Annotated in this window: 20 protein-coding genes; 9 read left to right on the forward strand and 11 right to left on the reverse strand. The window is 73.7% G+C overall.

Annotation, left to right across the window (positions count from 1 at the left end; all coding sequences use genetic code 11):
- The first annotated feature begins 8 nt into the window (after positions 1-8).
- Together RM540_RS01305 and RM540_RS01310 are read left to right on the forward strand one after the other, a co-directional pair.
- Positions 9-266 (forward strand): hypothetical protein, encoded by a 258-nt coding sequence (locus RM540_RS01305; protein ID WP_311661426.1) that lies wholly within the window; start codon positions 9-11, stop codon positions 264-266.
- The gene (locus tag RM540_RS01310) at positions 263-619 is read left to right on the forward strand and encodes a Uma2 family endonuclease (RefSeq protein WP_311661427.1); all 357 of its coding nucleotides are present in this window, start codon (positions 263-265) and stop codon (positions 617-619) included. Before RM540_RS01305 ends, RM540_RS01310 begins: the two co-directional genes overlap by 4 nt.
- A gap of 20 nt (positions 620-639) precedes the next feature.
- Here the strand turns inward: RM540_RS01310 and RM540_RS01315 are convergent, their stop codons facing one another.
- The 4 genes from RM540_RS01315 to RM540_RS01330 form a co-directional block, all read right to left on the reverse strand.
- The gene (locus RM540_RS01315) at positions 640-1,053 is read right to left on the reverse strand and encodes a hypothetical protein (protein ID WP_311661428.1); all 414 of its coding nucleotides are present in this window, start codon (positions 1,051-1,053) and stop codon (positions 640-642) included.
- 164 nt (positions 1,054-1,217) lie between these two features.
- Positions 1,218-1,505, reverse strand: a complete 288-nt coding sequence (locus RM540_RS01320) for a type II toxin-antitoxin system RelE/ParE family toxin (protein WP_311661429.1) — start codon at positions 1,503-1,505, stop codon at positions 1,218-1,220.
- 3 nt (positions 1,506-1,508) lie between these two features.
- Positions 1,509-1,715, reverse strand: coding sequence for a hypothetical protein (locus tag RM540_RS01325; protein WP_311661430.1), 207 nt, complete (start codon positions 1,713-1,715; stop codon positions 1,509-1,511).
- Between the two features lie 69 nt (positions 1,716-1,784).
- Positions 1,785-2,762 carry a PorV/PorQ family protein gene (locus RM540_RS01330; protein WP_311661431.1) on the reverse strand — a complete coding sequence of 326 codons (978 nt, stop codon included), beginning with the start codon at positions 2,760-2,762 and terminating at the stop codon, positions 1,785-1,787.
- Positions 2,763-3,159: 397 nt separating this feature from the next.
- Here RM540_RS01330 and secA point away from each other — a divergent pair, with 397 nt between their 5' ends.
- The 4 genes from secA to RM540_RS01350 all read left to right on the forward strand — a co-directional run bounded on the left by secA (position 3,160) and on the right by RM540_RS01350 (position 10,155).
- Entirely contained in the window at positions 3,160-6,585 is a 3,426-nt protein-coding gene (secA, locus tag RM540_RS01335) for a preprotein translocase subunit SecA (protein ID WP_311661432.1), read from the forward strand.
- A gap of 247 nt (positions 6,586-6,832) precedes the next feature.
- Positions 6,833-8,557, forward strand: a complete 1,725-nt coding sequence (recN, locus tag RM540_RS01340; protein ID WP_311661434.1) for a DNA repair protein RecN — start codon at positions 6,833-6,835, stop codon at positions 8,555-8,557.
- Between the two features lie 210 nt (positions 8,558-8,767).
- Entirely contained in the window at positions 8,768-8,989 is a 222-nt protein-coding gene (locus tag RM540_RS01345) for a hypothetical protein (protein ID WP_311661436.1), read from the forward strand.
- A 278-nt stretch (positions 8,990-9,267) separates the two neighbouring features.
- A complete protein-coding gene (locus RM540_RS01350; protein WP_311661437.1) occupies positions 9,268-10,155 on the forward strand; it encodes a PPK2 family polyphosphate kinase in 888 nt (295 codons plus the stop codon).
- A gap of 139 nt (positions 10,156-10,294) precedes the next feature.
- Here RM540_RS01350 and RM540_RS01355 read toward each other — a convergent pair whose 3' ends face one another.
- The 4 genes from RM540_RS01355 to RM540_RS01370 form a co-directional block, all read right to left on the reverse strand.
- Complete coding sequence (locus tag RM540_RS01355; RefSeq protein WP_311661439.1) at positions 10,295-10,912, reverse strand: class I SAM-dependent methyltransferase; 618 nt, start codon at positions 10,910-10,912, stop codon at positions 10,295-10,297.
- A gap of 112 nt (positions 10,913-11,024) precedes the next feature.
- Positions 11,025-12,062, reverse strand: coding sequence for a hypothetical protein (locus RM540_RS01360; RefSeq protein WP_311661441.1), 1,038 nt, complete (start codon positions 12,060-12,062; stop codon positions 11,025-11,027).
- An 83-nt stretch (positions 12,063-12,145) separates the two neighbouring features.
- Positions 12,146-13,039 carry a DUF2461 domain-containing protein gene (locus RM540_RS01365; protein WP_311661442.1) on the reverse strand — a complete coding sequence of 298 codons (894 nt, stop codon included), beginning with the start codon at positions 13,037-13,039 and terminating at the stop codon, positions 12,146-12,148.
- 390 nt (positions 13,040-13,429) lie between these two features.
- Positions 13,430-14,632, reverse strand: coding sequence for a M20 metallopeptidase family protein (locus tag RM540_RS01370; protein ID WP_311661445.1), 1,203 nt, complete (start codon positions 14,630-14,632; stop codon positions 13,430-13,432).
- 200 nt (positions 14,633-14,832) lie between these two features.
- On the opposite strand from RM540_RS01370, the gene RM540_RS01375 reads away from it, so the two are divergent.
- Positions 14,833-17,115 (forward strand): penicillin acylase family protein, encoded by a 2,283-nt coding sequence (locus tag RM540_RS01375; RefSeq protein WP_311661446.1) that lies wholly within the window; start codon positions 14,833-14,835, stop codon positions 17,113-17,115.
- 240 nt (positions 17,116-17,355) lie between these two features.
- Here the strand turns inward: RM540_RS01375 and RM540_RS01380 are convergent, their stop codons facing one another.
- Both RM540_RS01380 and RM540_RS01385 read right to left on the reverse strand, forming a co-directional pair.
- Positions 17,356-18,963 (reverse strand): M28 family peptidase, encoded by a 1,608-nt coding sequence (locus RM540_RS01380; RefSeq protein ID WP_311661448.1) that lies wholly within the window; start codon positions 18,961-18,963, stop codon positions 17,356-17,358.
- 367 nt (positions 18,964-19,330) lie between these two features.
- Positions 19,331-20,335, reverse strand: coding sequence for a DUF58 domain-containing protein (locus RM540_RS01385; protein ID WP_311661449.1), 1,005 nt, complete (start codon positions 20,333-20,335; stop codon positions 19,331-19,333).
- 181 nt (positions 20,336-20,516) lie between these two features.
- On the opposite strand from RM540_RS01385, the gene pyrR reads away from it, so the two are divergent.
- Positions 20,517-21,110 (forward strand): bifunctional pyr operon transcriptional regulator/uracil phosphoribosyltransferase PyrR, encoded by a 594-nt coding sequence (pyrR, locus tag RM540_RS01390; RefSeq protein WP_311661451.1) that lies wholly within the window; start codon positions 20,517-20,519, stop codon positions 21,108-21,110.
- Complete coding sequence (locus RM540_RS01395; RefSeq protein ID WP_311661453.1) at positions 21,107-22,144, forward strand: aspartate carbamoyltransferase catalytic subunit; 1,038 nt, start codon at positions 21,107-21,109, stop codon at positions 22,142-22,144. The genes pyrR and RM540_RS01395 overlap by 4 nt, the downstream gene beginning before the upstream one ends.
- A gap of 216 nt (positions 22,145-22,360) precedes the next feature.
- On the opposite strand, the gene RM540_RS01400 is transcribed toward RM540_RS01395, so the two are convergent.
- Positions 22,361-24,118, reverse strand: a complete 1,758-nt coding sequence (locus RM540_RS01400) for a hypothetical protein (RefSeq protein WP_311661454.1) — start codon at positions 24,116-24,118, stop codon at positions 22,361-22,363.
- Positions 24,119-24,173: the final 55 nt, after the last annotated feature.

Raw genomic sequence — 24,173 nt, forward strand, 5'->3', positions numbered from 1 at the left:
CCGCGACCATGCCCGCCCCGCTCCCCATCTCGCTCGACTCGCCGGCCGTTTCGCAGGAGACGGTGACGTGGCTCCGCGGCCAGTCGTTGGCCGACTTCCACGCGCTGCCGGAGGGGACGCTCGCGCAGTTTTTCGACGGAGAGGTCCTTGTGTCGCCCGCCCCGCTCTTCCTGCACCAGCGCGTCGTTGCGCGCCTCCACGTAGCTCTATCGCGTTTCGTGGAGGAGCACGGCCTCGGCGAAGTGCTCGTGTCCCCCTCGACGTGACGCTGTCGGACTCGCTCGTCGTTCAGCCGGACCTCGTGTTCGTCTCCCACGCGCGCGACGGGATCGTGACGCGGGAGGGCCTGAGCGGGGCGCCGGACCTCGTGGCGGAGGTGCTCTCGCCGTCGACCGCGTACTACGACCTCACGCTCAAGCGCGACGTCTACGAGGCTCGCGGCGTGTCCGAGTACTGGATCGTGGACCCCGAGCGCAAAACGGTCGCGGTGCTCGCCCGCGAAGACGGCCGCTACCGGACGCACGCCGACCTCGGCGCCACGGGGCGGGCGGCGTCGGCGCTGCTCGACGGGTTCGCCGTCGAGGTCGCCTCGCTGTTCGGGAGCCCCCGCCGCTCGTAGAACCGCCGCGGGCGGGGTGGCTAGCCGTCCGCCGGCCCCGTCACCAGGACCACCTCGGGCGCCTCCGCCCCGCCCTCCAGCCCGACGAGGGCGACCCGGACGCCGCCCCGCTCGACCGCCTCCTGTTCGCCCTCCTCTCGTGCTGGGAGCGTGAGCACGACCGGCTCGCCGCCCACCGTCAGGCGGACCTGGACCCGCCCCGCCCAGATGCACTGGACGCCCTCGGGGCACCGGCTGTCCTCGACGAGCGCCTCGAACGCGACCGTCTCGCCTTCGCGCTCAGCGCGCTCGCCGAGCGCGAGCCGGAGCGAGTCGGCCTCAGCGCGCGCGTCCTGGGACTGAACGGGCGGGGCGGCCTCCTGGGCGGCCGCGCACCCCGCCCCGCCCAGCGACAGGAACACGAGGACGGCGAGGGCGGGGCGGAGCGTGCTCATGGCGGGCGGATCAGACCTGTACGGGCGGGGTGGGGAAGAACGCGGCGGCGCCCCGGCCCGTGCCCTACAGCCGCGTCCGCACGCCGATGAAGGCCGCCGAACCGGCTCCACCCGACGTAGTCAGTGGTCACACGCCGCAGCGCGAACAGATCGCCTTCATGGGGCTAGGCCGCTCCAAACTGCTGAGACGTGTGGAGGACGGTAAGCACCTCGACGTGCGCCTCATCTGCCCAGTAGATCACCCGGTACTCTCTCCAGACGACCTCCCGAATCGCGGGGTCGGCGATCTCAGGGACGGAGCGGCCAGAGAGTGGGAACGTCGCGAGGCGGCGGACGGAGCCGAGCAGGCCGTCTACGACGATGTCGGCGTAGGCGGGCGCCACCTCGACGTAATAGTCTTCGACGGCGGCAAGGTCCGCCCGCGCCTGCGGAGTCCAGACGACGTCGGCCACGGGTCAACGCGCCGCCCGGCGGCGTGCGAACTCTGCTTCTACCTCTTCCTGCGACTGCAGCCCCACCCCGCCCCGGGCCTGCGTCAGCCCGCGCTCCACCTTGTGGACGACGATGAGCCGCGCGATCACGTCCTCGTACGTCGCGTCGTCGGGGAGCTCTTCGACGACGCGGCGCGCTCGTTGCTTCGGGGTCGGGCTGGAGGCAGGCACGGGCGGGGCGGGCAGGCGGACCCGAAGCTAACCCCTGGCTCCCCATGCCCACGGGCGGGGCGGGCCGCCCTACAGCCGCGTCCTGACCCCGAACTGGTGGAGGCCGCCGAACCGGCTCCACCCGACGTAGGCATAGTCGACCGTCACACGGCGCAGCGTGAGGCCGGCGCCCAGGCTCAGGCCCGCCAGGTCCAGGCGCCCGCCCGCGTCGAGGTCGCCGGCCCGGCGGCCGTTGTAGCCCACCCGGGCCTTGAGCGTCGACCCCAGCGCCAGCTCGCCGCCCAGCGCGACGTGGTCGAGCGCGCGTCCCACGAACGACGAGTCGCCCGGCGCCGGCCCCTCGAACGCCTGGAGGTCGGTGAGCGCCAGCGAGACCGTGAGCGGGACGTACTGGAGCCGCTTCACCGCCGTCAGGCGGAGGTCGAGCGGGAGCCGGTCGCGGGACTCGCCCAGCGATGACAGCACGACGCCGGCGTGGTGGAGGCTCGCGCCCAGCGTGAGGGCCTGCCCAGGGACCGCGAGCGACACGCCCACGTCGGCGGCCAGCGCCCGCGCGTCGGCGTCGTCGACCGACGAGAACAGGGCGTGGACGGTCGCGCCGACGCGGAAGGCCGGGAGCACCTCGCGCGCGGCCGACACGGTCACAGCCGCCTCGCTGGCCCCGAACGTCCCCTCGTCGCCATCGACCTCCCCGCCCGTGGCCCGGTCGAACTCGCCGTACGACACGAACCGGACGCCGACCGCCCCGCTCACGCCCCTCACGTCGCGGGCGTAGACGGCCGCCCCGCTCCCCACGTCGAGCACGAGGTTCGCGTACGAGAGCGCGACCGCGCCGTCCATCTCCGACGAGAGGAGGGACGGGTTGTAGAACAAGGCCGTCGGATCGTCGCCCGGCAGCGCGCCGGCGCCGGCGAGCGCCGCCGCCCGCGTCGACGCGTCCAGGCGGGCGACCCCGAACCCGGTCTCCCGGCGCGACTGGGCCGCCGAGGGCGGGGCGGCAAGCGCCACCGCGAGGGCGGCGCACGCGAGCAGACGGAACGGGCGCATGCGGGCTGGAGCAGGCCCCGGCCCGGGCGGGCGGGGCGGAGGAGCGTCGTGCGGAACCGTCTCGAAGGGGCGACTAGGCGCGGGGCGGCGGGCGTGCCCGAAGCTACGCCGCCCCGCCCCGCCGGCCAGGGCACATCGGCGCCCGCGCGCGGGCGCGATCGCCGCGCGGGGCGGCCCGGGCGTGCGAAGCCGTGTCGAAGGGTGACGAGACGGCAAGCCTCCCGCGTTACCTCGTGCAGCGCCCGCCGTTGCGGCACGCCCTCCGGCCCAAGAACGCACGGAGACCGCGGAACGGCCGCCCGGGCACCCCGTCCCACACCGGTTCCGCCCGCCGCCCCGCCCTCCGGGTCCGCTCCGACGCGTAGCTTCGCCGTCCTCCCCCAGACCGCCCCGCCCCATGCTCGCCGCCCTCAAAAAGCTGTTCGGAGACTCCAACGAGCGCGAGCTCAAAAAGCTCTTCCCGCTCGTCGACGAGATCAACGAGATCGCCGAGGGGCTCGAGTCGCTGAGCGACGACGAGCTGAAGGCGAAGACGGCGGGGTTCAAGGCGCAGATCGCCGAGGCCGGCGCGCCCATCGAGGCCGAGCAGGCCGAGGTCCGCGCCCGGCTCCTGGCCGCCGGAGAGGACGACGACGCCGTCGGCGGCGACGGGCAGGCGGTGCCCACAGGCCTCTCCGTCCGCGAGCGGCAGGACCTCTACGCCCGCCTCGACGACCTCGAAGGCGAGTGGCTCGACGCCGTCGAGGACGTGCTCGACGACATCCTGGCCGAGGCCTTTGCCGTCATCAAGGAGACGTGCCGGCGGTTCGTGGGCAAGACCTGGGAGGCCGGCGGCGCCGAGGTCGAGTGGCAGATGGTCCCGTTCGACGTCCAGCTCCTGGGCGGGGCGGTCCTCCACCAGGGCTCGGTCGCCGAGATGAAGACGGGCGAGGGCAAGACGCTCACGTCGGTCGCCCCGCTCTACCTCAACGCGCTCGTCGGCCGCGGCGTCCACGTCGTCACCGTCAACCCGTACCTCGCCCAGCGCGACGCCGAGTGGATGGGGCCGGTCTTCGCCTTCCACGGCCTGACCGTCGACTGCATCGACAAGCACCCGTCGCACAGCCCCGGCCGCCGCGCCGCCTACCGCGCCGACATCACCTATGGGACCAACAACGAGTTCGGGTTCGACTACCTCCGCGACAACTCGTTCGTCGTCGACGCGAACCAGCTCGTCCAGCGCGGCCACCACTACGCCATTGTCGATGAGGTCGACTCCGTCCTCATCGACGAGGCGCGGACGCCGCTCATCATCTCCGGGCCGGTCCCCCAGAGCGATGTCGACGAGTACAAGGAGTTCCAGCCGCCGGTCGAGCGGCTCATCCGCGCGCAGCAGAAGCTCGTCGCCGGCTACGTCTCCGACGCCGAGCGCAAGCTGAAGGCGGCCGACGAGGCCGAGGCGGCCGGCAACAAAAAGGAAGCCGCCGCGCTCCGCGACGACGCCGGCCTCGACCTCCTCCGCGCCCAGCGCGGCTACCCCCGCAACCCGAAGCTCATCAAGCTCAAGGGCGAGCCGGGCGTCGAGATGATGATCCGCAGCGTCGAGTCGGTCTACCTCGCCGACTCGGGCAAGCGGATGCCCGAGGTCGACGAGCCGCTGTACTTCTCGCTCGTCGAGTCCCAGCACCAGATCGAGATGACCGACCGCGGCCGCGAGACCGTCGGGCAGGCCGCCGGGACCGACGCCGACTTTTTCGTCATCCCCGACGTGGGCGAGGAGATCGCCCAGATCGAGCGGACCTACGACGACAAAAAGGCCGACCTCGTCGAGTCGCTCCGCGAGGACGACTCGCTGGACGAGGAGAAGCGCCAGAACAAGCTGGACAACGACCTCCGCGAGCTCCGCAACGAGGCCGAGGAGTCCAAGCGGAAGGTGTACACCGAGTACGCCGAAAAGTCCGAGCGCATCCACGCCGTCAACCAGCTCCTCCGCGGCTACACGCTCTACGAGCGCGACAAGGAGTACATCGTCCAGGACGACAAGGTGATGATCGTCGACGAGCACACGGGCCGCGTGCTCCCGGGCCGCCGCTACTCCGACGGGCTCCACCAGGCGATTGAGGCCAAGGAGCGCGTCAAGGTCCAGGCGGCGACGCAGACGTACGCGACGATCACGATCCAGAACTACTTCCGCCTCTACTCGAAGCTCGCCGGCATGACCGGCACGGCCGAGACCGAGGCCGAGGAGTTCGGCAAGATCTACAGCCTCCCCGTCGTGGTCGTCCCGACCAACCGGCCCATCGCGCGGGCCGACGACGACGACCTCATCTACAAGTCGAAGCGGGCCAAGTACAAGGCGCTCCTCGACCGGATCGAGGAGATCCACGCGACGGGCCAGCCCATCTTGGTCGGCACGGCGTCGGTCGAGGCGTCGGAGCAGGTCGCGCGGCTCCTCCAGCGCGCGGGGATCAAGCACAACGTGCTCAACGCCAAGGCGTCCCGCGCGCAGGCCGAGTCCCAGATCGTGGCCGAGGCCGGTCAGAAGGGCGCCGTCACGATCGCCACGAACATGGCGGGGCGGGGCACGGACATCAAGCTCGGCGAGGGCGTCAAGGAGCTGGGCGGGTTGGCCATCCTGGGGACGGAGCGCCACGACAGCCGCCGCATCGACCTCCAGCTGCGCGGCCGGGCGGGGCGGCAGGGCGACCCGGGCTTTAGCCAGTTCTACGTGTCGCTCGAAGACGACCTCATGCGCCTCTTCGGCCACGACCGGACGGCCAAGATCATGGACCGGCTGGGCATGGAGGAGGACGAGGTCCTCACGCACAAGTGGCTCACGAAGGGCGTCGCGCGCTCGCAGGCCAAGGTCGAGCAGAACCACTTCGCCAGCCGCAAGCGCCAGCTCGAATACGACGACGTGCTCAACGCGCAGCGCGAGGTGATCTACGACCGCCGCATGAACGCGCTCGAAGGCGATCGCCTCCGCGGCGACATCCTGGAGATGCTCCGCGGGCTGGTCGAGAAGATCGTCGGCGAGCACTTCGGGAACGGCGACCTGGAGGAGATCCGCGAGGGGCTCCTGCGGCACCTCGCGTTCGACTTCGAGATCGACCCGATGACGGCGTCGACCCTGGGCGCCGACGGGCTCGTCGAACGCATCCTCGACGAGGCCACGTCGCACTACCGCCGGAAGCGGGCGGCGCTCGCGCGGCCGTTCTTCCAGAGCGCTCAGCAGATGATGGACGCGGCCGAGGAGGACAAGCGCCCGTCGAAGCTCTACGTCGACTTTACGGACGGCCGGAAGGTGCTCCGCGCGACCGTCACGCCCGACGCCGTGATCGAGTCCGAGGGCCAGGAGATCAACGACGCCCTGGAGCGCGCGGCCGTCCTGTCGGTCATCGACGAAAAGTGGACCGAGCACCTCCGCGACCTCGACGAGGTCAAGGAGGGCGTCGGGCTGCGGGCGTACGGCCAGAAGGACCCGCTCATCGAGTACAAGATGGAGGCGTATCGCCTCTTCAAGGAGCTCGTGCAGACGGTCGACGAGGAGGTCGTGGGGCTCGTGTTCAAGGCCGGCCCGCTCGTCCAGGGCGACAGCCAGCGCCAAGCGGCCCGCCGCGTGACGCAAGTCGCCAAGCCGCGCCTCGACGCGCGGCGCGCGACGGCGCAGCAGGAGGCCGCCCCGCCCCTGGCGGCGACCGCCGGCGGCGACGGCGCCTCGTCGGCCGAGCGCGACCCGACGGCCAAGGCGGCCCCGGTCGTGGCCGAGAAGACGGTGGGCCGGAACGAGCCGTGCTACTGCGGCTCCGGCAAGAAGTACAAGCACTGCCACGGGCGCGGCTAGCCGCGCCGGGACTGGGGACTGGGAGTGAGGGACCAGGGAAAGGCCCGCCCCGCCCAATCCGCCACCCCGCCCGCGTACGCGGGGGCGGGGTGGTCTGCGGTCCCGCCGTTCGTTTGGTGGCCGGCCTCCCCGTCATACTGAGTAACGTGGGCGGGGCGGTCGGTGGCGCCCGGGGTGGTGTCGGTGCTCGCGCCCTGGGTCCCGCCCCGCCCTCAGTCTCCAGTCCCCACAGTCCCTTGTCCCCGCGATGCTCCGCTCGCTCTACATCCGCGACTACGCCCTCATCGAGGAGCTCGAGGTCGAGTTCGACAGCGGGCTCAACATCATCACGGGCGAGACGGGCGCGGGCAAGTCGATCCTGCTCGGGGCCATGAAGCTGCTCCTGGGCGACCGCGCCTCGACGGAGGCCGTGCGGGGCGGGGCGAAAAAGGCCGTCATCGAGGGCGTGTTCGACAACGCCGACGAGGGCCGGCTGCCGGCGGTCCTGGCGGAGCACGAGATCGAGCCGTCCGAAGGCGGGCTCTTGGTCGTCCGCCGCGAGGTGTCGGGGCGGGGCTCGCGCGCGTTCATCAACGACACGCCGGCCACGCTCGACGTGCTCCGCGAGGTGTCGGCGTCGACCATCGACCTCCACGGGCAGCACGAGCACCAGTCGCTGCTCAGGACCGAGACGCACGTCGAGCTGCTCGACAACTTCGGCGGGCTGGGCGGGTTGGTGGAGACGTACCGGAAGGCGTACCGGGCGGCGGCGAAGCTGGTCACGGAGCGCCGCGACCTCGTGCGCCGCGAGGCCGAGCTCCGCAAGCAGAAGGAGCTCTACGGGTTCCAGATCGAGGAGATCGACGCGGCCGGTCTCAAGGAGGGCGAGGCCGACGACCTGGAGGCCGAGCGCCGCATCCTCGAGAACGCTGAGCGCTTGTACGAGGCGACGGCCGAGCTCTACGGCCAGATCTCGGACGCCGACGACGCGCTCTACGACCGGGCCGTGCTCGTACGGAACCAGCTCCAGGACCTCGCGCGCATCGACTCGGCCTTCGACGACACGCTCGCCGACGTGCGCTCGGCGGAGATCGCGCTGAAGGAGGCCACGCAGTTCCTCCAGGACTACAACGCGCGCATCGAGTTCAACCCGGAGCGGCTGGACGAAATCCGCGAGCGCCTGGGCGAGCTCGACTACCTCGAACGGAAGTACGGCGGGACGGTCGAAGCGGTCCTCGCCTACCGCGCCGAGATCGGGCAGACGTACGACCTGGCGAAAGACTTCGAGGGCGCGATCGCCCGGCTGGACGGTCGGATCGCGGACGCGCAGGAGACGCTCTCCAAGGCGGCCTACCGGCTCAGCCAAAAGCGCCACGAGACGGCCGAGCGAATCGAGGAGGCGATCGGCGTCGAGCTGGCCACGCTGGGCATGCCGCACGCGCGCTTTGCCGTCCAGTTCGGGTTCCAGGACGACGACTCGGGCTGGGTGAGCCTCCCCGCCGGGGCCAAGACGCACCGCGTGGTCGCGTTCCCGGCCGGGGCCGACCTCGTCGAGTTCTACCTGTCGGCGAACCTGGGCGAGGACCCCAAGCCCCTCGCCAAGGTGGCCTCGGGCGGGGAGGTGTCTCGCATCATGCTCGCGCTGAAGGCCGTGCTCGCGAAGTCGGAGCGGCTGCCGATCCTGGTGTTCGACGAAATCGACACGGGCATCTCGGGGCCGATCGCGCGGCGCGCGGGCGAGTCGATGCACCGGCTGGGCCAGTTCCACCAGATCATCGCGATCACGCACCTCCCGCAGATCGCCTCGCTCGGCGACGTCCACTTCGAGGTCGAGAAGACGGTCGTCGACGGCCGCACGCGGACGCACATCCGCCGGCTCGACGAGGCGGAGCGGGCCGAGGCCGTGGCGCAGCTGTTGGCCGGCGCGTCGGTGAGCCCAGCGGCGCTCCAGTCCGCCCGCGAGTTGATCGAGGAGGGCCGAGCGGCGGAGTAAGGCCGCTCCGCCCGTGGCGAGGGCGGGGTGAGTCCGCCCCGCCCGAGATCGACGCGGGGGCGGGGCGGCCTACCTTCGTCCTAGGGCCTCGTCCTCCGCCCCGCTCCCGACGCCCAGCGCCGCCCACGTCCGGGCGGCCGTCGCGCGGATCGTCGAGGCAGCGGACCCGCTCCGCGTCGGCGTCTTCGGGTTGTACGCGCGGGGGAGGCCGTGCCCGGGAGTGACCTCGACCTGCTCGTGGTGCTCGCAGACGTCGGCCGGCGGCGGGACGCGACGGTCGCCCTGCGCCGTGTCCTGGCAGACTTGCCCGTTGCGAAGGACGTGGTCGTGGCCTCAGCCGACGAGGTCGACCAGCGGCGGAGCTCTCCGTGGCACATCGTCGGCCTCGGGCTCCGTGAGGGACGGGAGGTCTACGCCCGCGAGGCGCCGTGACGCAGACTCTCCACGACGCCCTCGACTGGCTCCGCTACGCGGAAGAAGACCTAGACGCTGCAAAGGCGATGCAGTCTGTCCATACCGTTGTTTTCCGGCACCCGGCGTGGCTCGCGCAGCAGGCGGCGGAAGTAGGACCGCCCCGCCCGCGGCAGCATAAGCGGCTGAGTGCGGGCGGGGCGGCGTCTCCACTACCCGCCACCGGCGGGCGCCCCCCAGGCCGCGCCCAAAAAAGGCACGGGGCGGAGCGCCGGCCACCCCGCCCGCGTTGCACGGGCATGGACCACCCCGCCCTCGACCCCGCCGCCTTCCGCTTTGGCCCCGACGACCGGCTCGCCGACGTCGACCCGTCCGCGACGGCGCCGTTCGACGACGAGGACGCGGCGCGTGAGGCGACCGCGGAGGCCGCGCGCGAGATCGCGCGGCGGCAGTTCATGCTCGAAGCCCACGGCACGCACGGGCTCCTCGTGGTGCTCGAAGGGATGGACGCCGCCGGCAAGGACGAGGCCGTCCACCACGTGATGGGCGCGTTCGACCCCGGCGCCACGACGGCCACGTCGTTCTCGTCGATGTCCGAGGAGGAGGCGCGCCACGACTACCTCTGGCGGGCCGCCCGCGCCCTCCCCGCCCGCGGCGAGGTGGCCGTCTTCAACCGCTCGTACTACAGCCGCGTCGTCTCCGACCGCGTCTCGCCGGAGTTCCTGGCCGAGCAGAAGCTGCCGCCGGACGTCGCCGCCGGCGTCGAGGACGGGACGCTCTGGGACGACCGGCTCCGCCAGATCCGCGACTTCGAACGCTACCTGACCGAGAACGGCATCCGCGTCGTCAAGCTCTTTTTCCACGTCTCCAACGAGGAGCAGCGCCGCCGCCTCGTCGAGCGGACCGAGCGGCCCGAGAAGCGGTGGGACTTTAGCCGCGCTGACGTCGAGAAGCGCGAGGACTGGGACGCCTTCCTCAACGCCTACCAGGCTGCGTTCCAAGCCACGAGCACGGACCGCGCCCCATGGTACGTGCTCCCCGCCGACCACAAGTGGTTTAGCCGGGCCGCCGCGGCGGCCGTCGTCCGGGTCGCCCTCCGCGACCTCCACGACGACTTCCCCGAGCCCGACGACGACCTCCGCGAGCTGCTCCAGTGGGGCCGCGAGCAGCTGGGGGCGGACGACTAGCCACCCCGCCCGCGCAACGCCATATCTTGCGGGAGGGTACCGGGTACGAGGTACAGGGTACTCGGTCGAGGTACGCGAGCGCCGAGGTGAGATCGAGCCGTACCGAACTCTGAGGGTGCGTCGGGGCGGGGCGGCCCGGCTACGCCGCGCGCCGCGCCGTGACCCCGATCAGCGGGTCGCCGTGGGCGGGGCGGTGGACCGTGGTCTCGGGCGCGTCGAAGCCGCCGGCCTCGTCGACGTAGGACGAGACGAGCGCCGCGTGGCCGGCGTCGTCCAGCGACCGCCACGCGAGCACGGCCTTGGTCGGGAAGCAGCGGTTCGAGAACGTGACCACGAACGGAGCGCCCGGCCGGAGCACGCGGGCGACGTCCGCGAACACCTCGACGGGCCGCGTGAGGTACTGCACCGACACGCAGCAGAGCGCGGCGTCGAACGCGCCGTCGGCGTACGGGAGGGCGGGGCGGGCGTTGAGGTCCTGGACCGCCCACTCGCTCAGGCGCGGGTTCGCCTCCAGCTCCTCGGCGTTCATCCCCAGCCCGGCCACGCGCGCGTACGTCGCCTCCGGCGGGAGGTGGCTCACCCAGCTCGACATGAGGTCGAGGACCGCCCCGCCCTCGGGGACGTGCGCGCGGTAGAGGTCGGTGACGGCCGCGACGGCGCCGGCGTCGATGTGCGTGACGAGGCGCGGGTGCTGGTAGAACTGCTCGTCCGGCGACTCGTCGGCGCGGCGGAAGGCGTGGGCGGGGAGCGTGGGCATGGGCGGGGCGGGTGCGTCCCGGACCTACGCCCGCGCCGCGCGGTCGTCCCCCGGCCGCGCGCGGTCAGGAGATCCCCGCCCCGCCCCCTGCGCGGCGGGCGGGGCGGCGCCTCTACTCCGCCCAGTCCGCCAGGTGGCGGACGAGCCACGCCCCGCACGCCCGCTCGAACGAGAGCGCGCCGGCGGGGCGGGCGCCCGGGTACCAGCCGTGCCCGAGCGCCGGGAGCACCTCGACCTCGGCCCGCGCGAACGCCGCCGCCGAGGCGCGGACGTCCGCGGGCGGGGCGACCGGGTCGGCCTCGCCGGCGAGGAAGAACGCGGGGCGGTCCGCGGTCACCCGCCCCGCCCACGCGAGCGGGTCGACAGCGGCGGCGGCCTTCCCGCCCCGCCCGAGCGTCTGGAGCAGGCGGGCCAGGCGGAGCGCGCCGACGGCCGGCTCGCCGCCCATGCGGCGCGCGGCGGCCTCGGCAACCGGCCCCAGGCGGAGCCCGCCCGCGACGACCGCCGCCGGGAGGCCCGAGAACCGGGCGAACCCGTCGAGCAGGCCGCGCGCCATCGCCGGCAGGTCGGGGTGGCCGATGGCCCCGAAAAAGCGCGCGCCCACGCCGTCGCGCGCGAACGCCGTCGCCGAGAGGAGGCAGCCGAAGCTGACGCCGAACAGCGCCTGCCGACCGCCCCGCCCCAGCCCGTGCTCGCGGTCGGCCAAGCCAAGGACGGCCGGGACGTCGGCGGCGACGCCGTCGAACAGGCGCTCCGTGAACGGGAGGTCGAGCGCGATGCCGCGCCGGCCCAACTCGGCGAGGTCGGCGCCCGCGTGCCCCGACGAGACCAGCTGGCGCGCACCGCCGAGCGGCGTGTCGAACAGGACGGCGCCCAGGCCCGCGCGCACGAGCGCGACCGCGGCCGGCGCGCTCCGGTCCATCCCCTTCGTGATCCCGTTGAGGACCGTGACTGCTGGCGCGTCGTCCCGGCCCGGCGGCGCGACGACGAGCGCGTCGAACGTCGAGAACGCGCGGTCCACGTCGGCGTCGCCGGTCAGCGCGTGCTCGCGGTAGAGCCGGTAGCGCGTGGCGGCGAGGCCGCCGACCGTCGCCGGCCGGGCGTCGAGGACCTGGAGCGGAGTCGGGGGCGGGGTGGAGCGGGCAAGCACGGGGAGCGGCGGGGGCGGCGGCGCTACACGCCCCGCCCCGCCCCGCGGTTCGCCGCCCCGCCCGCGGGGCTCGGGCGGGGCGGTCAGGCGCCCGGCGCCTCGTCCACGAGCGCCCAGCCGTATTCGAGGAGCGGGCGGAGCGCCTCGGCCGTCTCGACGGCCAGGTCGGCGAAGGCCGGCGTCTGCACGACGGCGTCGGGGACGTCGTCGCGGAAGGCGGCGAACCCGCCCTTCCACCGCAGGTAGTCGGCGACCGGCGAGTCGGCCCACTCCTGGAACCCGCGCGGCATCCGCTTGAGCAGGTTGGCTGCGCCGTCTCCTTTGGAGGTGTCGCCCGTCGCCTGGAAGCGGAGGCCGGCCGCGCGCAGGTCGTCGGCGATGTCGAGGAACGCGTCGGGCTCGGCCACCATCCGCTCGCGCCACCGGCGGAGGAGCCTACGCTCGGGCCGCCAGAACCCGCCGCCGACGAGGCTCGCCCCGGGCGCGACCTGGACGTAGAGCGCGCCCGGCGCCTTCCGGTCGCCGCCCCGCCCGAGCGCCAGCGACGCGTGCGTCTTGTACGGCGACTTGTCGCGCGAAAACCGGACGTCGCGGTAGATCCTGAACACGGACTTTTTGGGAGCGCCGCCGAGCGGGAGGCCTCGCTCCGGGAGCCGCCGGCTGAGGTCGGCCGCCAGCATCCGCATCGGCTCGCGGACCTCGTCCTCGTACGTCGCCTTCCGCGGGGCGAACCACTCGCGGTCGTTGTGCTCGCGGAGCTCGCGGAGGAACTGGAGGCCGTCGTCGGAGAGGCCGGGAAACGGAGGGAGCGCGTCGATCATGGGCAACGTTTTGGGCGGGGCGGCGAGCGGGGGCGGGGCGGCCCCGGCATCGTACCACCCCGCCCGCCGGCGCGGGGGGCGGGGCGGCGTCCTCCGCCGCGTCCTCATCTCGCGGCTCCCGAGCGCCGCGGCGCCGGGCGTCTGGCGTGCGGGCAAAAAAAAGTTGAGCGGCGTGACGGAATCTGTCGCCGGACCCCGTACTAGAAAAAAGGAACGGTACTCTTGAGGCCGTTTCGGAGGTTGTGGCCCCGCACAGGTCGCCTCCTTTTGGCAGCAGGGGGCCGGAGTCTGTGGTGGGATACCGGCCCCCTCGCTGTCTGTGTTGGCTCCGGCGGGCAGCCCCGCCTCTCGGGGCGGAGCAGACGACCTCGGCTCACACTGGTCGCCGCCGTGCACGGCGGTCTGCGTGGTTTCGTGGGACGGCCACGTCGAGATCCGGCTCCGCCCTGCAGGCGGGAGCGGGTGCCCACCGCCCCGCCCGCGACGAACTCCGTGGCGCCGCCGAAGCCGCCCGCGCGGTTCCCGCCGACCGGCCGGCCCCTCGGCTTACGCCCCCCCCGACTCCAGGGCGCGCCACGCGAGGTAGGCCATGAACCCCGGCCCGAGGCGCAGCGCCTCCTCGTCGACCGTCATCCGCGGCGTGTGGAGCCCGTGCGTGATGCCGGCCGCCTCGTTCCCCACGCCCAGTACGTAGAAGGCGCCGGGCACGCGCTGCGTGTAGGAGGCGAAGTCTTCGGAGGCGTACCACATCGGGAGGTCCTCGACGCACGCCTCGCCCACGTAGTCGACCGCCGCCGCGCGGACCGCCGCCGCCGCCGCGTCGTCGTTGACGAGGGCGGGGTAGCCCACCAAAATCTCGGTCTCGGCCGTCGCCCCGAACGCCTCGGCCGTGTGCGCGGCGATCCGGCGGACGTGCTCGTGGGCCTCGAACCGCCACGCCTCGTCCATCGACCGGAACGTGCCGACAAGGCGGACCGCGTCGGGTACGACGTTCGTCGCGCCGTCGGCCTCGACGCGCCCGAACGACAGGAGCGACGGGACGCCCGGCGGCCGGTGCCGCGAGACGACGGCCTGGAGCGCCGTCAGCACGTGGGCCTGCACCAGGACCGGGTCGACCAGCTCGTGCGGCGCCGCCGCATGGCCGCCCCGCCCGCGGATCGTGATGTAGACCTCGTCCGCCGACGCCATGAACGGCCCCGGGCGGACGCCCAGCATGCCGGCCGGGAGCGACGGGAACACGTGCTGCCCAAAAATCTGCGCCGGGGCGGGGTGGTCGCCCGTCGCGTCCAGCACGCCGGCCTCGATCATCGCCACCGCCCCGCCCGGGATCTTCTCCTCGCTGGGCTGGAAGATCAGGCGGACCGCCCCGGCGAGGTCGGCGCGGACGGCGTGGAGGACGCGGGCGGCGCCGAGCAGCGAGGCCGTGTGCGCGTCGTGGCCGCAGGCGTGCATCCGGCCGTCGACCTCGCTCGCGAAGTCGAGCCCGGTCGCCTCCTGGATGGGCAGCGCGTCGATGTCGGCCCGGAGCGCGACGGTCGGCCCGGGGCGCCCGCCCTCGACGTGGGCCACGACGCCGGTCCGCGCGACGCCGGTCGTGGGCTCGATCCCGATCTCGCGGAGCGTGGCGGCCACGAGCGCCGCCGTCTCGTGCTCCTCGTACGCCAACTCGGGCCGCCGGTGGATCTGCCGCCGCAGGCGGACGGTCTCGTCGAAGCCGTCGTCGGCCAGGGCGCGGATGCGGTCGAGCATGGGCGGGGCGGGGCGGGGCGGGGAGGAGGAGAAGAGAAGAGGAGGGGCGTCTTCTGGCCTCTTCTTCTCTGCCCCTCTTCTCTTCGGGCGAGGCGGCAAGCTAGCGGCGGGCGGGGCGGAATCGGGGCGGGGCGGTGGCACGGGATCACAGAACCTTTACCTTCGGCTCGGAAGCGCTTCCCCACCCCGCCCCCGCCCTCATGCCCCACCGCTACCGCCGGCTGATCCCCCTCGTTGTCTTGGTCTTGGCCGCCCCGCTCGCCGCGGCGCAGCCCGGCCCGACCGCTCAGGACGTGACCCTCCTCGCGCCCGACGGCGCGGTGGTCTCCATCGACCGCGACGACTACGGCGTGCCCCACGTCACCGCCGCGAACGAGTCCGGCGTGTTCTTCGGCCAGGGCTTCGCCGTCGCCCAGGACCGGCTGTTCCAGATGGAGACGTTCTGGCGCACCGCGACCGGCCGGTTCGCCGAGCTCCTGGGGCCGGGCGAGGACCGGAACGCGAGCGGGGTCGGCGACAACGTCGAGCAGGACCAGGGCATCCGCACGGTCTACTACACCGAGGCCGAGCGCGCCGCGCAGTTCGAGGACCTCTCGCCGCGGCTCCAGACGATGGTCACGGCCTACGTCGGCGGGATCAATGCCTACATCGACTCGACGGCCGCCAACCCGGCCGTCTACCTGCCGTTCGAGTACGCGGCGGGCGGGTTCGCGCCCGAGCGGTACACGGTGACGAAGACGATGGCGGTCATGCAGTTCTTTATCCGCCGGTTCGGCGAGATCGGCGGGCAGGAGCTCGCGCGGCTCGCGGAGCTCCAGGCGTTCCAGGCCGAGCTGGGCGACGAGGCCGGGCTCGCACGGTTCAACGAGCTCCGCCCGATCAACGACCCGACGGCGCCGACGACGCTCAAGGGCGGGGCGGCCGAGGCCGGGGAGTACGGCTCCTACCTCGGGGGCGGGGTGGACCCCGCGGTCGCCGCCGCCGTCGAGGCCGAGCGCGCGGCGCTGACGGCGTCGCTCATCGCCCACGGCGTGCCGCACACGTTCGGCTCGTTCGCCGCCGTCGTCTCCGGGCCGATGACGGAGTCCGGGAACGTGATGCTGCTCGGGGCGCCGCAGATGGGGCTCCCGGCCGAGGACCAGAAGGCGGTCACGAGCGAGGTCGAGCTCCTCGTCGGCGAGCCCGGCGGCGGCGGCCTCCATGTGGCCGGCATGACAGTCCCCGGCATCCCCGGCGTCATCATCGGGCGGACGCGCGGGCGCACGTGGACGTTCACGACCGGGTTCTCCGACAACACCGACACGTTCGCGCTCACGCTCGGGCCGCCGACCGCGCAGGGCGTCCCGACCTACGTCTACGACGGCGCGGCGCGCCCCGCCCAAGCCTTTACCGAGACGATCCGTGTGCGGGGCGGGGCGGACGTGACCTACACCCACTTCCGGTCGGTCCACGGTCCGGTCTACCGGCTCGACCAGGCGAACGGGCAGGCCTACGCCTACAAGTACACGTTCTGGCAGCGCGAGCTCGACATGGCCGAGGCGCTCCTCGACGCCTGGGACGCTACGTCGGTCGAGGCGTTCGAGGCGGCCGTCTCGCGCGCGCCCGTCTCGTTCAACATCTTCTACGCCGACAAGGAGCAGAACATCGCGTTCTGGCACGTCGGCGACTACCCGATCCGCCCCGCCGGCGCCGATCCGCGCCTCCCGCTCCAGGGCGACGGGACGCAGGAGTGGACCGGCCTCGTGCCGTTCGTGCGCCAGCCGCAGGCGGTGAACCCGGCCCAGGGCTACTTCGCCAACTGGAACAACAAGCCGGCCGCCGGCTGGGACCAGGGCGACAACGTGCCCTGGACCGACACCCCGCCCGGCGGCCGCCTGCGCCCGTACGACGGCGTCCTGTTCCTGGAGCAGCACCTCGAAGCGACCTCGCCGGTCTCGTTCGAGGACCTCCAGGGGCTCACGCGCGTCGTCCGCACGAACGCGAAGTACCCCGAGTACCCCGGCACGTACCAGCAGGTCGTCGAGTTCTCACGGTTCGGGAGCACCGCCGAGAACGTGATCCCGCCGGGCCAGAGCGGGTTCGTCAACATCGCCCGCGACACGAGCGCGCACTTTTCGGACCAGTGGCCGCTCTACGAGTCGTCGCTGCCGGGCGGCGGCGAGATCCTGATGAAGCCGTTCACGTTCCTCGGCGCCACGGCCGTCCCGTCGGAGCCCGCCCCGCCCGGCGCGGCCTTTGGGATCGACGCCGTCTACCCGAACCCGTCGGCGGCCCGCACGACCGTCGCGTTCTCGGCGAGCGGGGCGGCCCGGCTCGACGTGTTCGACGCGCTCGGCCGCCGCGTTGCGACCCTCCACGACGGCCCGACGCGGCCCGGCCAGACGGCGACGCTCGATACGGGCGCGCTCCCGGCCGGCGTCTACCTCGTCCGCCTCCAGGGCGAGGGCGGGGCGGCGACGCGGACGCTCGTGGTGGCGCGCTGAGGGGGGAGAGAAAGAGGACCCGCCCCGTACATGGGCGGGGCGGCTCGTGCGCGCTCCGCTCGGGCCAGGACGTGCTCCCGTCGCGCCACTCGGTAGAGAGGAAGTGGCGTCTCATCCTGCAGGCGACCGGGGCGGGGCGGCCGCCACCCCGCCCGTCCAGCACGCGGCCCCGCCGGGACGTCCCGGCGGGGCCGCAGCCGGAGCACCGCCCCGCCCGAACGTCGAGGGCGGGGTGGCCGCCTAGTTGAACCCGACGCCGCTCACGCGCGGGCGGTCGTCGGCGTTGGCGATCTCCCAGGCCGTCCCGAACACGAGCCGCGCGATCTGCGCCATCCGGTCGTAGTCGATCTTGTCCGCGCTGTCGCCGACGCCGTGGTAGTCCTCGTGCGTGCCGGTGAAGTAGAAGATGAACGGGACGTCGTACTTCCCGAAGTTCCAGTGGTCCGAGCGGCGGAAAAACTGGTTGGGGTCGTCGGGCGAGTTGAACTTGTCCGAGAGGAAGATGCCCGTGCCCGTGGCCTCGTTGACGGCCGCGTTCCAGTCCGCGATGTCCTGGCTGATGAGGTCGGCGCCGATGACGTAGACGTAGTCCGTCGTGTCGAACCCGCGCTCGGGGTCGTGCCGGCCGATCATGTCGATGTTGAGGTTGGCAGCCACGTTCTCGATGGGCACGAGCGGGTCACGGTCGGCGAAGTACTCGCTGCCCAGGAGCCCCTTCTCCTCGCCGGTCACGTGGAGGAACAGGACCGAGCGGCGCGGGCCGTGGCCGTCCGCCTTGGCCTCCTCGAACGCCTCGGCGATCTCGAGCAGCGTGACTGTCCCCGAGCCGTCGTCGTCGGCCCCGTTGAAGATGGTGTCCTCGCCCTCGTCCGCGACGCCGACGTGGTCGAGGTGGGCGCTGATGATGACGTACTCGTCCTTGAGCACGGGGTCCGAGCCCTCGACGACGGCGACGACGTTCTCGGTGTCGACCAGGCGCGTCTCGACGTCGGCCGTGACCGAGAGCATCACGCCGGTCTCGGCCGGCGAGTCGTCGCCGCTCTCGACCGTCCGCCCGACGCCCGCGAGCAGCCGGTCGGCCACCTCTGGGCTCGTCGCCAGGATGGGCGGGAGGTCGTCGGCGTCGGGCTCCGCCCCGCCCGGGGCGGGGAGGGCGAGCCGGCCGCCGCCGAAGGCCCCGGCGGCCGACTCGGCGAGCGCCGCCGACGTCGGGGCGCTCACCAGGAGCACGCCGCGGACGCCCCGCAGGCCGAGCACGCCGACGTGGTCGATCGTGGCGCCGCGGTCGGCCGGGTTCTCGACCGTGCCCGGGAGCATTAGCGCGTAGGCGCCTTCGAGCGGGAGCGGGGCGAGGTCGCCCTCGTCCGCATGGCCGACGAACACGACGGGCGCCGGCGTGGCGTCGTCGACCGCCCCGTAGGCCGGCACGAGCACGGCGCCCGCCGTGTCGCCGTCGCGGATCGTGCTCTCGAGGATCGTCTCGCCGTCGCGCGTGGCCACGGCCGTCAAGCTGCGGAGCACCTTCTGCTCCAGGTTGAACGGCTGGAGGTAGCCGTCGAGGTTGTACGGGCTGGTCCCCGAGCCCGAGCCCTTCGGCATCACGCCCATCGTCTGGTACTGGCCGGCGAGGTAGCGCGCGGCGAACCGCTGGCCCGGCTCGCCGGTCTCCCGCCCCGCCAGGTAGTCGTCGGCGTAGACGTAGAGGTAGCCGGCCAGCTCGGCCGGGGTGATCGTCTGCTGGTAGCGCTGGACGAGCTCGGGGTTGGCCGAGGCCGTCGGCGTCTGGGCGGCGGCCGGCGCGGCGAGCGCCGCCAGGGCGGCGAGCAGGAGGGGAGAGCGGGTGGGCATGCGGAGCAACAGGGGAGCAGAAGGGGAGCGAAAAGCGACCGCGCGGGCGGGGTGGCGCCGGCGTCCGGGGGAGCCAGAGGATACCCGGCCGAGGCCGCCAGCACACGCGCCCGAACAACGCGGCTGCCGCCCCGCCCCGTGTCCCAGGGCTCTGGAAAAGGCCCCCGGGGCGGGGCGGCGCATGGGCGGGGCGGCGTCCGTGCCCGCGCGTTCAGAGTGCGCTCGTGGACGTCCCCCCAGCCGTCGTCCCCGCGGAGGCGGGGGATCCGGAGGCCGACCGCCCGGCCCCTGAGAACGCCCATTGGGTCCGCCCGGCGGCCTCGTCCACCGCCCCGCCCGGCCCCGCCGTCGCCGCACTCGTGAGCCCTCAGTAGAGCCGCCGCCGCTTGTCGAGGTAGGCGCGGAGGGCGTCGGCGTAGGGGCGGGCCGTGTCGAGCACCTCGTACTCCACGCCGGCCTCGCGGCACTGCCGCCGGAGCCGCTCCACGAACGCCTCGGCCGACGCCTGGTAGCTCTCGCGGACCTGCCCTGGCCGGAGCGTCAGCGTCTCGCCCGTCTCCAGGTCGCGGACCTGGACCGGCGCGTCGGGGAACGCGAACCGCCGCTCGGTCGCCGCGTCGAGGACGTGGAACACGACGACCTCGTGGCCGCGGTGGCGGAGGTGGCGGAGCGCGCGCACGAAGTCGCCGGAGCCGCCCCGCCCCGCCCCGCTCGCGGCGCCGTCTGCGCGGTTACCTCCGATGTTAGCTGCGCTGTCGCCTCCGGCGTTGTCGAACAGGTCACTGATGAGGACCACGAGCGAGCGCCTCGGGATGCGGTCGGCGACTTGGTGGAGCGCCTCGGCGCCCGCCGTCTCCGCCCCGCCCGCGGGCGGGGCGGGGTCCTCCAGAAGCCGCGCGAGCCGCGCGAGCAGCCGGCGCACGTGGCCCGACGTGCTCTTGGGCGGGACGAGGTCGCGGACGCCGCGGTCGAACGTGACCAGGCCCGTCGCGTCGCGCTGGCGGGCGAACAGGACGTGGAGCGCGCCCGCGAGCGTCGCCCCGTACTCCAGCTTCGTGAGCCCGGCGTGGCCGGCGTAGCGCATCGACCGGCTCGTGTCGAGCACGACGTAGTGCCGGAGGTTGGTCTCCTCCTCGTACCGCTTCAGCACGAGCCGGTCCGACCGGCCGTACACCTTCCAGTCCACGTGGCGGAGGTCGTCGCCGTGGTTGTAGGCCCGGTGCTCGGCGAACTCGACCGAGAACCCGTGGTACGGGCTCTTGTGGAGGCCGGTGATGAACCCCTCGACGACGGCCCGCGCGCGCAGCTCGAACGACTCGATCTGGGCGAGCGCCTCGGGCGTGAGCAGGGCGGGGGCGGGGCGGTCCGGCACGGGGGAAGAGGGGAAGAGGGGAAGAGGGGAAGAGGGGAAGAGGGGAAGAGGGGAAGAGGGGAAGAGGGGAAGAGGGGAAGAGGGCCGGGCGGGGTGGAAAAGTTCCGGCCACCGCCCCGCCCCTGGCGCCTCGCGGGCGGGGTGCGCTCCTGCGCTCCTGCGCCGGCGGTAGCTTCCGGCCATGCCGCCCCCCGACCGCGTCAAGGCCCACCTGATGGACGAGGCCGACATGGCCCGGACGCTCGACCGTCTGGCCCGGCAGGTCGTCGAGGAACTCGACGACGACGCGGACCCCGCCGAGCGGCTGGCGCTCGTGGGGATGCAGACGCGGGGCGTCCACCTCGCGCGCCGGCTCCGCGAGCGGATCGAAGCCGTCGAGGGCGTCCGCCTCCCGTTCGGGGTCCTCGACGCCACGTTCTACCGCGACGACGTGGGCCACCGGGCGGGGCGGCCCACGCCGCTCGTCCAGCCGACCGACATCCCGTTCTCGCTCGACGGCCGCCGCGTGGTGCTCGTCGACGACGTGGTCTACACCGGGCGGACGACGCGGGCCGCGCTCGACGCGCTCACCGACATGGGCCGGCCGGCGTCGGTGCGGCTGCTCGCCTTCGTCGACCGCGGCCTCCGCGAGCTCCCCGTCGCGCCGGACTACGTGGGCCGCCACGTCCCGACGGCGCCCGGCGAGCTCGTCCGCGTGCGGCTGGCCGAGGAGGACGCCGAGGACGGCGTGTGGCTGGTCCAGAAGGGTACGGGGTACGGGGTACAGGGTACATGAGGGGGCCACGCACGCCCGTACCCGGTACCTCGTACCCTGTACCAGCGCCTGCCGAGGCGCTCCGGCACCGCCACCTGCTCGGGCTGGCCGACTACGGCGCTGACGAGGTCCGGCTCATCCTGCAGACGGCCCGGCGGTTCCGCGACGTGCTCGACCGGCCCATCCGGAGCGTCCCGTCGCTCCGCGGCGTCACGTGCTGCAACCTGTTCTTCGAGAACTCGACGCGGACGCGGCTCTCGTTCGAGCTCGCCGAAAAGCGGCTCTCGGCCGACGTCGTCAACTTCTCGGCCGGGCAGTCGAGCGTGTCGAAGGGCGAGACGCTCAAGGACACGGCCCGCAACATCGAGGCCATGCGGATCGACCTCGTGGTCGTCCGCCACCGCTCGGCCGGGGCCGCCCACTTTCTCACGCGCTGCGTCGACGCCGTCGTCGTGAACGCCGGCGACGGCCAGCACGAGCACCCCACGCAGGCGCTGCTCGACGCGCTCACGATCTCGGACCTCGACGTGCCGGGCCACCCCGCCCTGGGGGCGTTCGACTTCCGCGGGCTCCGCGTGAGCATCGTCGGCGACATCGCCCACAGCCGCGTGGCGCGCTCGAACGTCTACGGCCTGACGGCGCTCGGCGCGCACGTCACGCTGTGCGGCCCGCGCACCATGATGCCGCGTGACGTCGAGGCCGCCCTCGCCGGCCGCGACGTGACGGTGACGGACCGCCTAGACGAGGCGCTCGACGGCTGCGACGTGGCGATGGCCCTCCGCATCCAGCTCGAGCGCCAGGGTCAGGACGTGGGCCTCACGCCGAGCCTCCGCGAGTACGCCGAGCTCTACGGGATCGGGCCGGAGCACCTCGCGCGCCACCCCGCCCTCTGGGTGATGCACCCCGGCCCGGTCAACCGCGGCGTCGAGCTGGCCAGCGAGGTCGTCGACTCGGACCGCTCGGTCATCCTCGACCAGGTCACGAACGGCGTGGCCGTGCGGATGGCTGTGCTCTACCTCCTGTCCGGGGCGGGCGCGTCCGCGGACGCGGGGTGAGGCGGGCGGGGTGGCGCCGGCTCCGCCCCGCCCCCGGTACGGACGCCCCGCGTGGTGCCCCGCGACGCCGTGCCCGCCCCGCCCGGACGCCGCGGCCCGACGGCGTTGCGTGCAACGCCGCTACGACGACCGCCCCGCCCACGGCTCGGGCGGGGTGGCTGCATCGTGTCTCTGATGCGGGCGGGGTGGTGCACCTTCGCTGCCCGCTGCCCGCCCCTACGGCACCGGGATCGGGAGCGTCAGCGAGCGCTCGCCGATGGAGGCCACAAACACGAGGCGGCGGAGGTCACGGGCGACCTCGGGCGCGTAGAGCACGACGGTGCCCCGGCGCGACGTGCCCGGTTCGGCGGTCGGGCCGGACGGGCTCGTGCTCTCGGCGGCCGACACGGCGTAGCGGCGGCCCGTGTCGTCGACGAGGTAGGACTGCGCCGCGAACCGCTCCCACGGCGCCCAGCCCCCGCTGTAGTCGACCGAGCGGACGGTGACGCTGAGCTGGACGCGCGTCCGCGTCTCGCCGGGGTACGAGATGGCGACCGTCGTCACGCCGACCTCGAACGTGCTCTCCCCACTCTCGCCCTCCCGCCGGACTTCGGTGGCGAACACCTTCGTGGGCGGGGCGGGGCCGTCGTAGCGGCCGCCGGGCGGGGCGGCGGTCGGCGGCGGGGGCTCGACGGCTTCGGTCTCGGACGCGAGCGTGTAGTCGCCGCCCCGCGCCGGGTCGCCGGGCTCCCACTCGCCGCCCGACGACACCTCGACGAAGTAATCGCCCGCGTCGAGCCGGCCCTCGACCGTGGCCTCCGGCCCGCCGGCTGGGTTCGCCGCGTCGGCGACGTCCTTCCGCGACCGTCCGTCGAGGCGCCACACGCGGAGGGCGGGGGGGAACACCTCGGACGCGGCCACGAGCCGCGTGCGGACGCCGTCGGGGACCCGGAGCCGGTACGTGTCGACGTAGCGGCCGTCGACGAGCCAGCTGTCGTCGCCGAGCGCGCCGTCGGCCTCTTCGCCCAGCCCGAGGCTGTAGGTCTGGAGGCTCCGCACGTCGAGCGCGTACGCGCCCTCGGCGCCCGCCTCTTCGGACGTGACGAGCAGCCGGTACGGGGCGTCCCAGCCGGGGAGGTACCGGATCACGACGGCGCGGAGGCTGTCGCCGCTCGCCCGGCGCTCGACGGTCCGCCACGACCCGCGGACCTCGCCGTTGGGGCCGAACAGGTGGAGCCGCGGCGTGAACGACGGCGACACGACGCGGAGCAGGACGGGGACCTCGGACCCCGTCATCACGCCATACGCCCGCTCATACCGCGGACCCCGCCGCGCGCCCTGCCCGAGCGTGTCCAGCCGTGGCTCCTCGTCGACGAACAGGGAGTCTGCCGGGCCGGCGGGGACCACCTCCAGGACGTAGGCGCCCGACGTGCCGGGCTCGAACGGCGACACCTCGACCACGAACCGGCCCGGCCCCTGGAGGCCCTCGATCTCGGCCCGCCCCTCCGTCCGCAGCAGGTTCGACGCCGCAACTGTCTGCCCGTCGGGGCGGCGGACCGACAGGTCGGGGGCGAAGTCGTCCGAGGTAACGAGGACCGAAAAGTCGAGGCTGTCGGCCTCGAACGCGTAGTAGTCCGCGTAGCGGCCGTCGTCGCGCTCCGCGTCGCCGGGGCCGAGCGTGCCCTCGGCGGGGCGGCGGTCGAGGGCCTGCGGCGCCTGGCGCTGGGCGTCCGCCCACTCGGCCCGCGCGAGCGCCACCTGCCGCATCATGTCCTCGTCGTTCGCTCCCTCCGCGACGTCGGAGGCCGTATCCGTGAGCGCCCACGCCAGGAGGGCGACGAGCACGGCCACCCCGCCCCAGCGCGCCCACAGCGGCCACGCCCGCCACTGCGCCGCAAGGTGCGCGCGGAGCGACGGCTCGGCTTCCGCCCCGCCCGGCGCCGGCCGCGGCGGCGGGTCGCTTGGCAGGCGGGCGGGGGGATCGGCGGAGGGCACGGGAGCGGTTCCCGGGACGGACCCAAAGGGCGGACCTAAGGGGCGGACCCAAAGG

Source organism: Rubrivirga litoralis, assembly GCF_031846415.1.
In the GTDB taxonomy this organism is placed as follows: domain Bacteria; phylum Bacteroidota; class Rhodothermia; order Rhodothermales; family Rubricoccaceae; genus Rubrivirga; species Rubrivirga litoralis.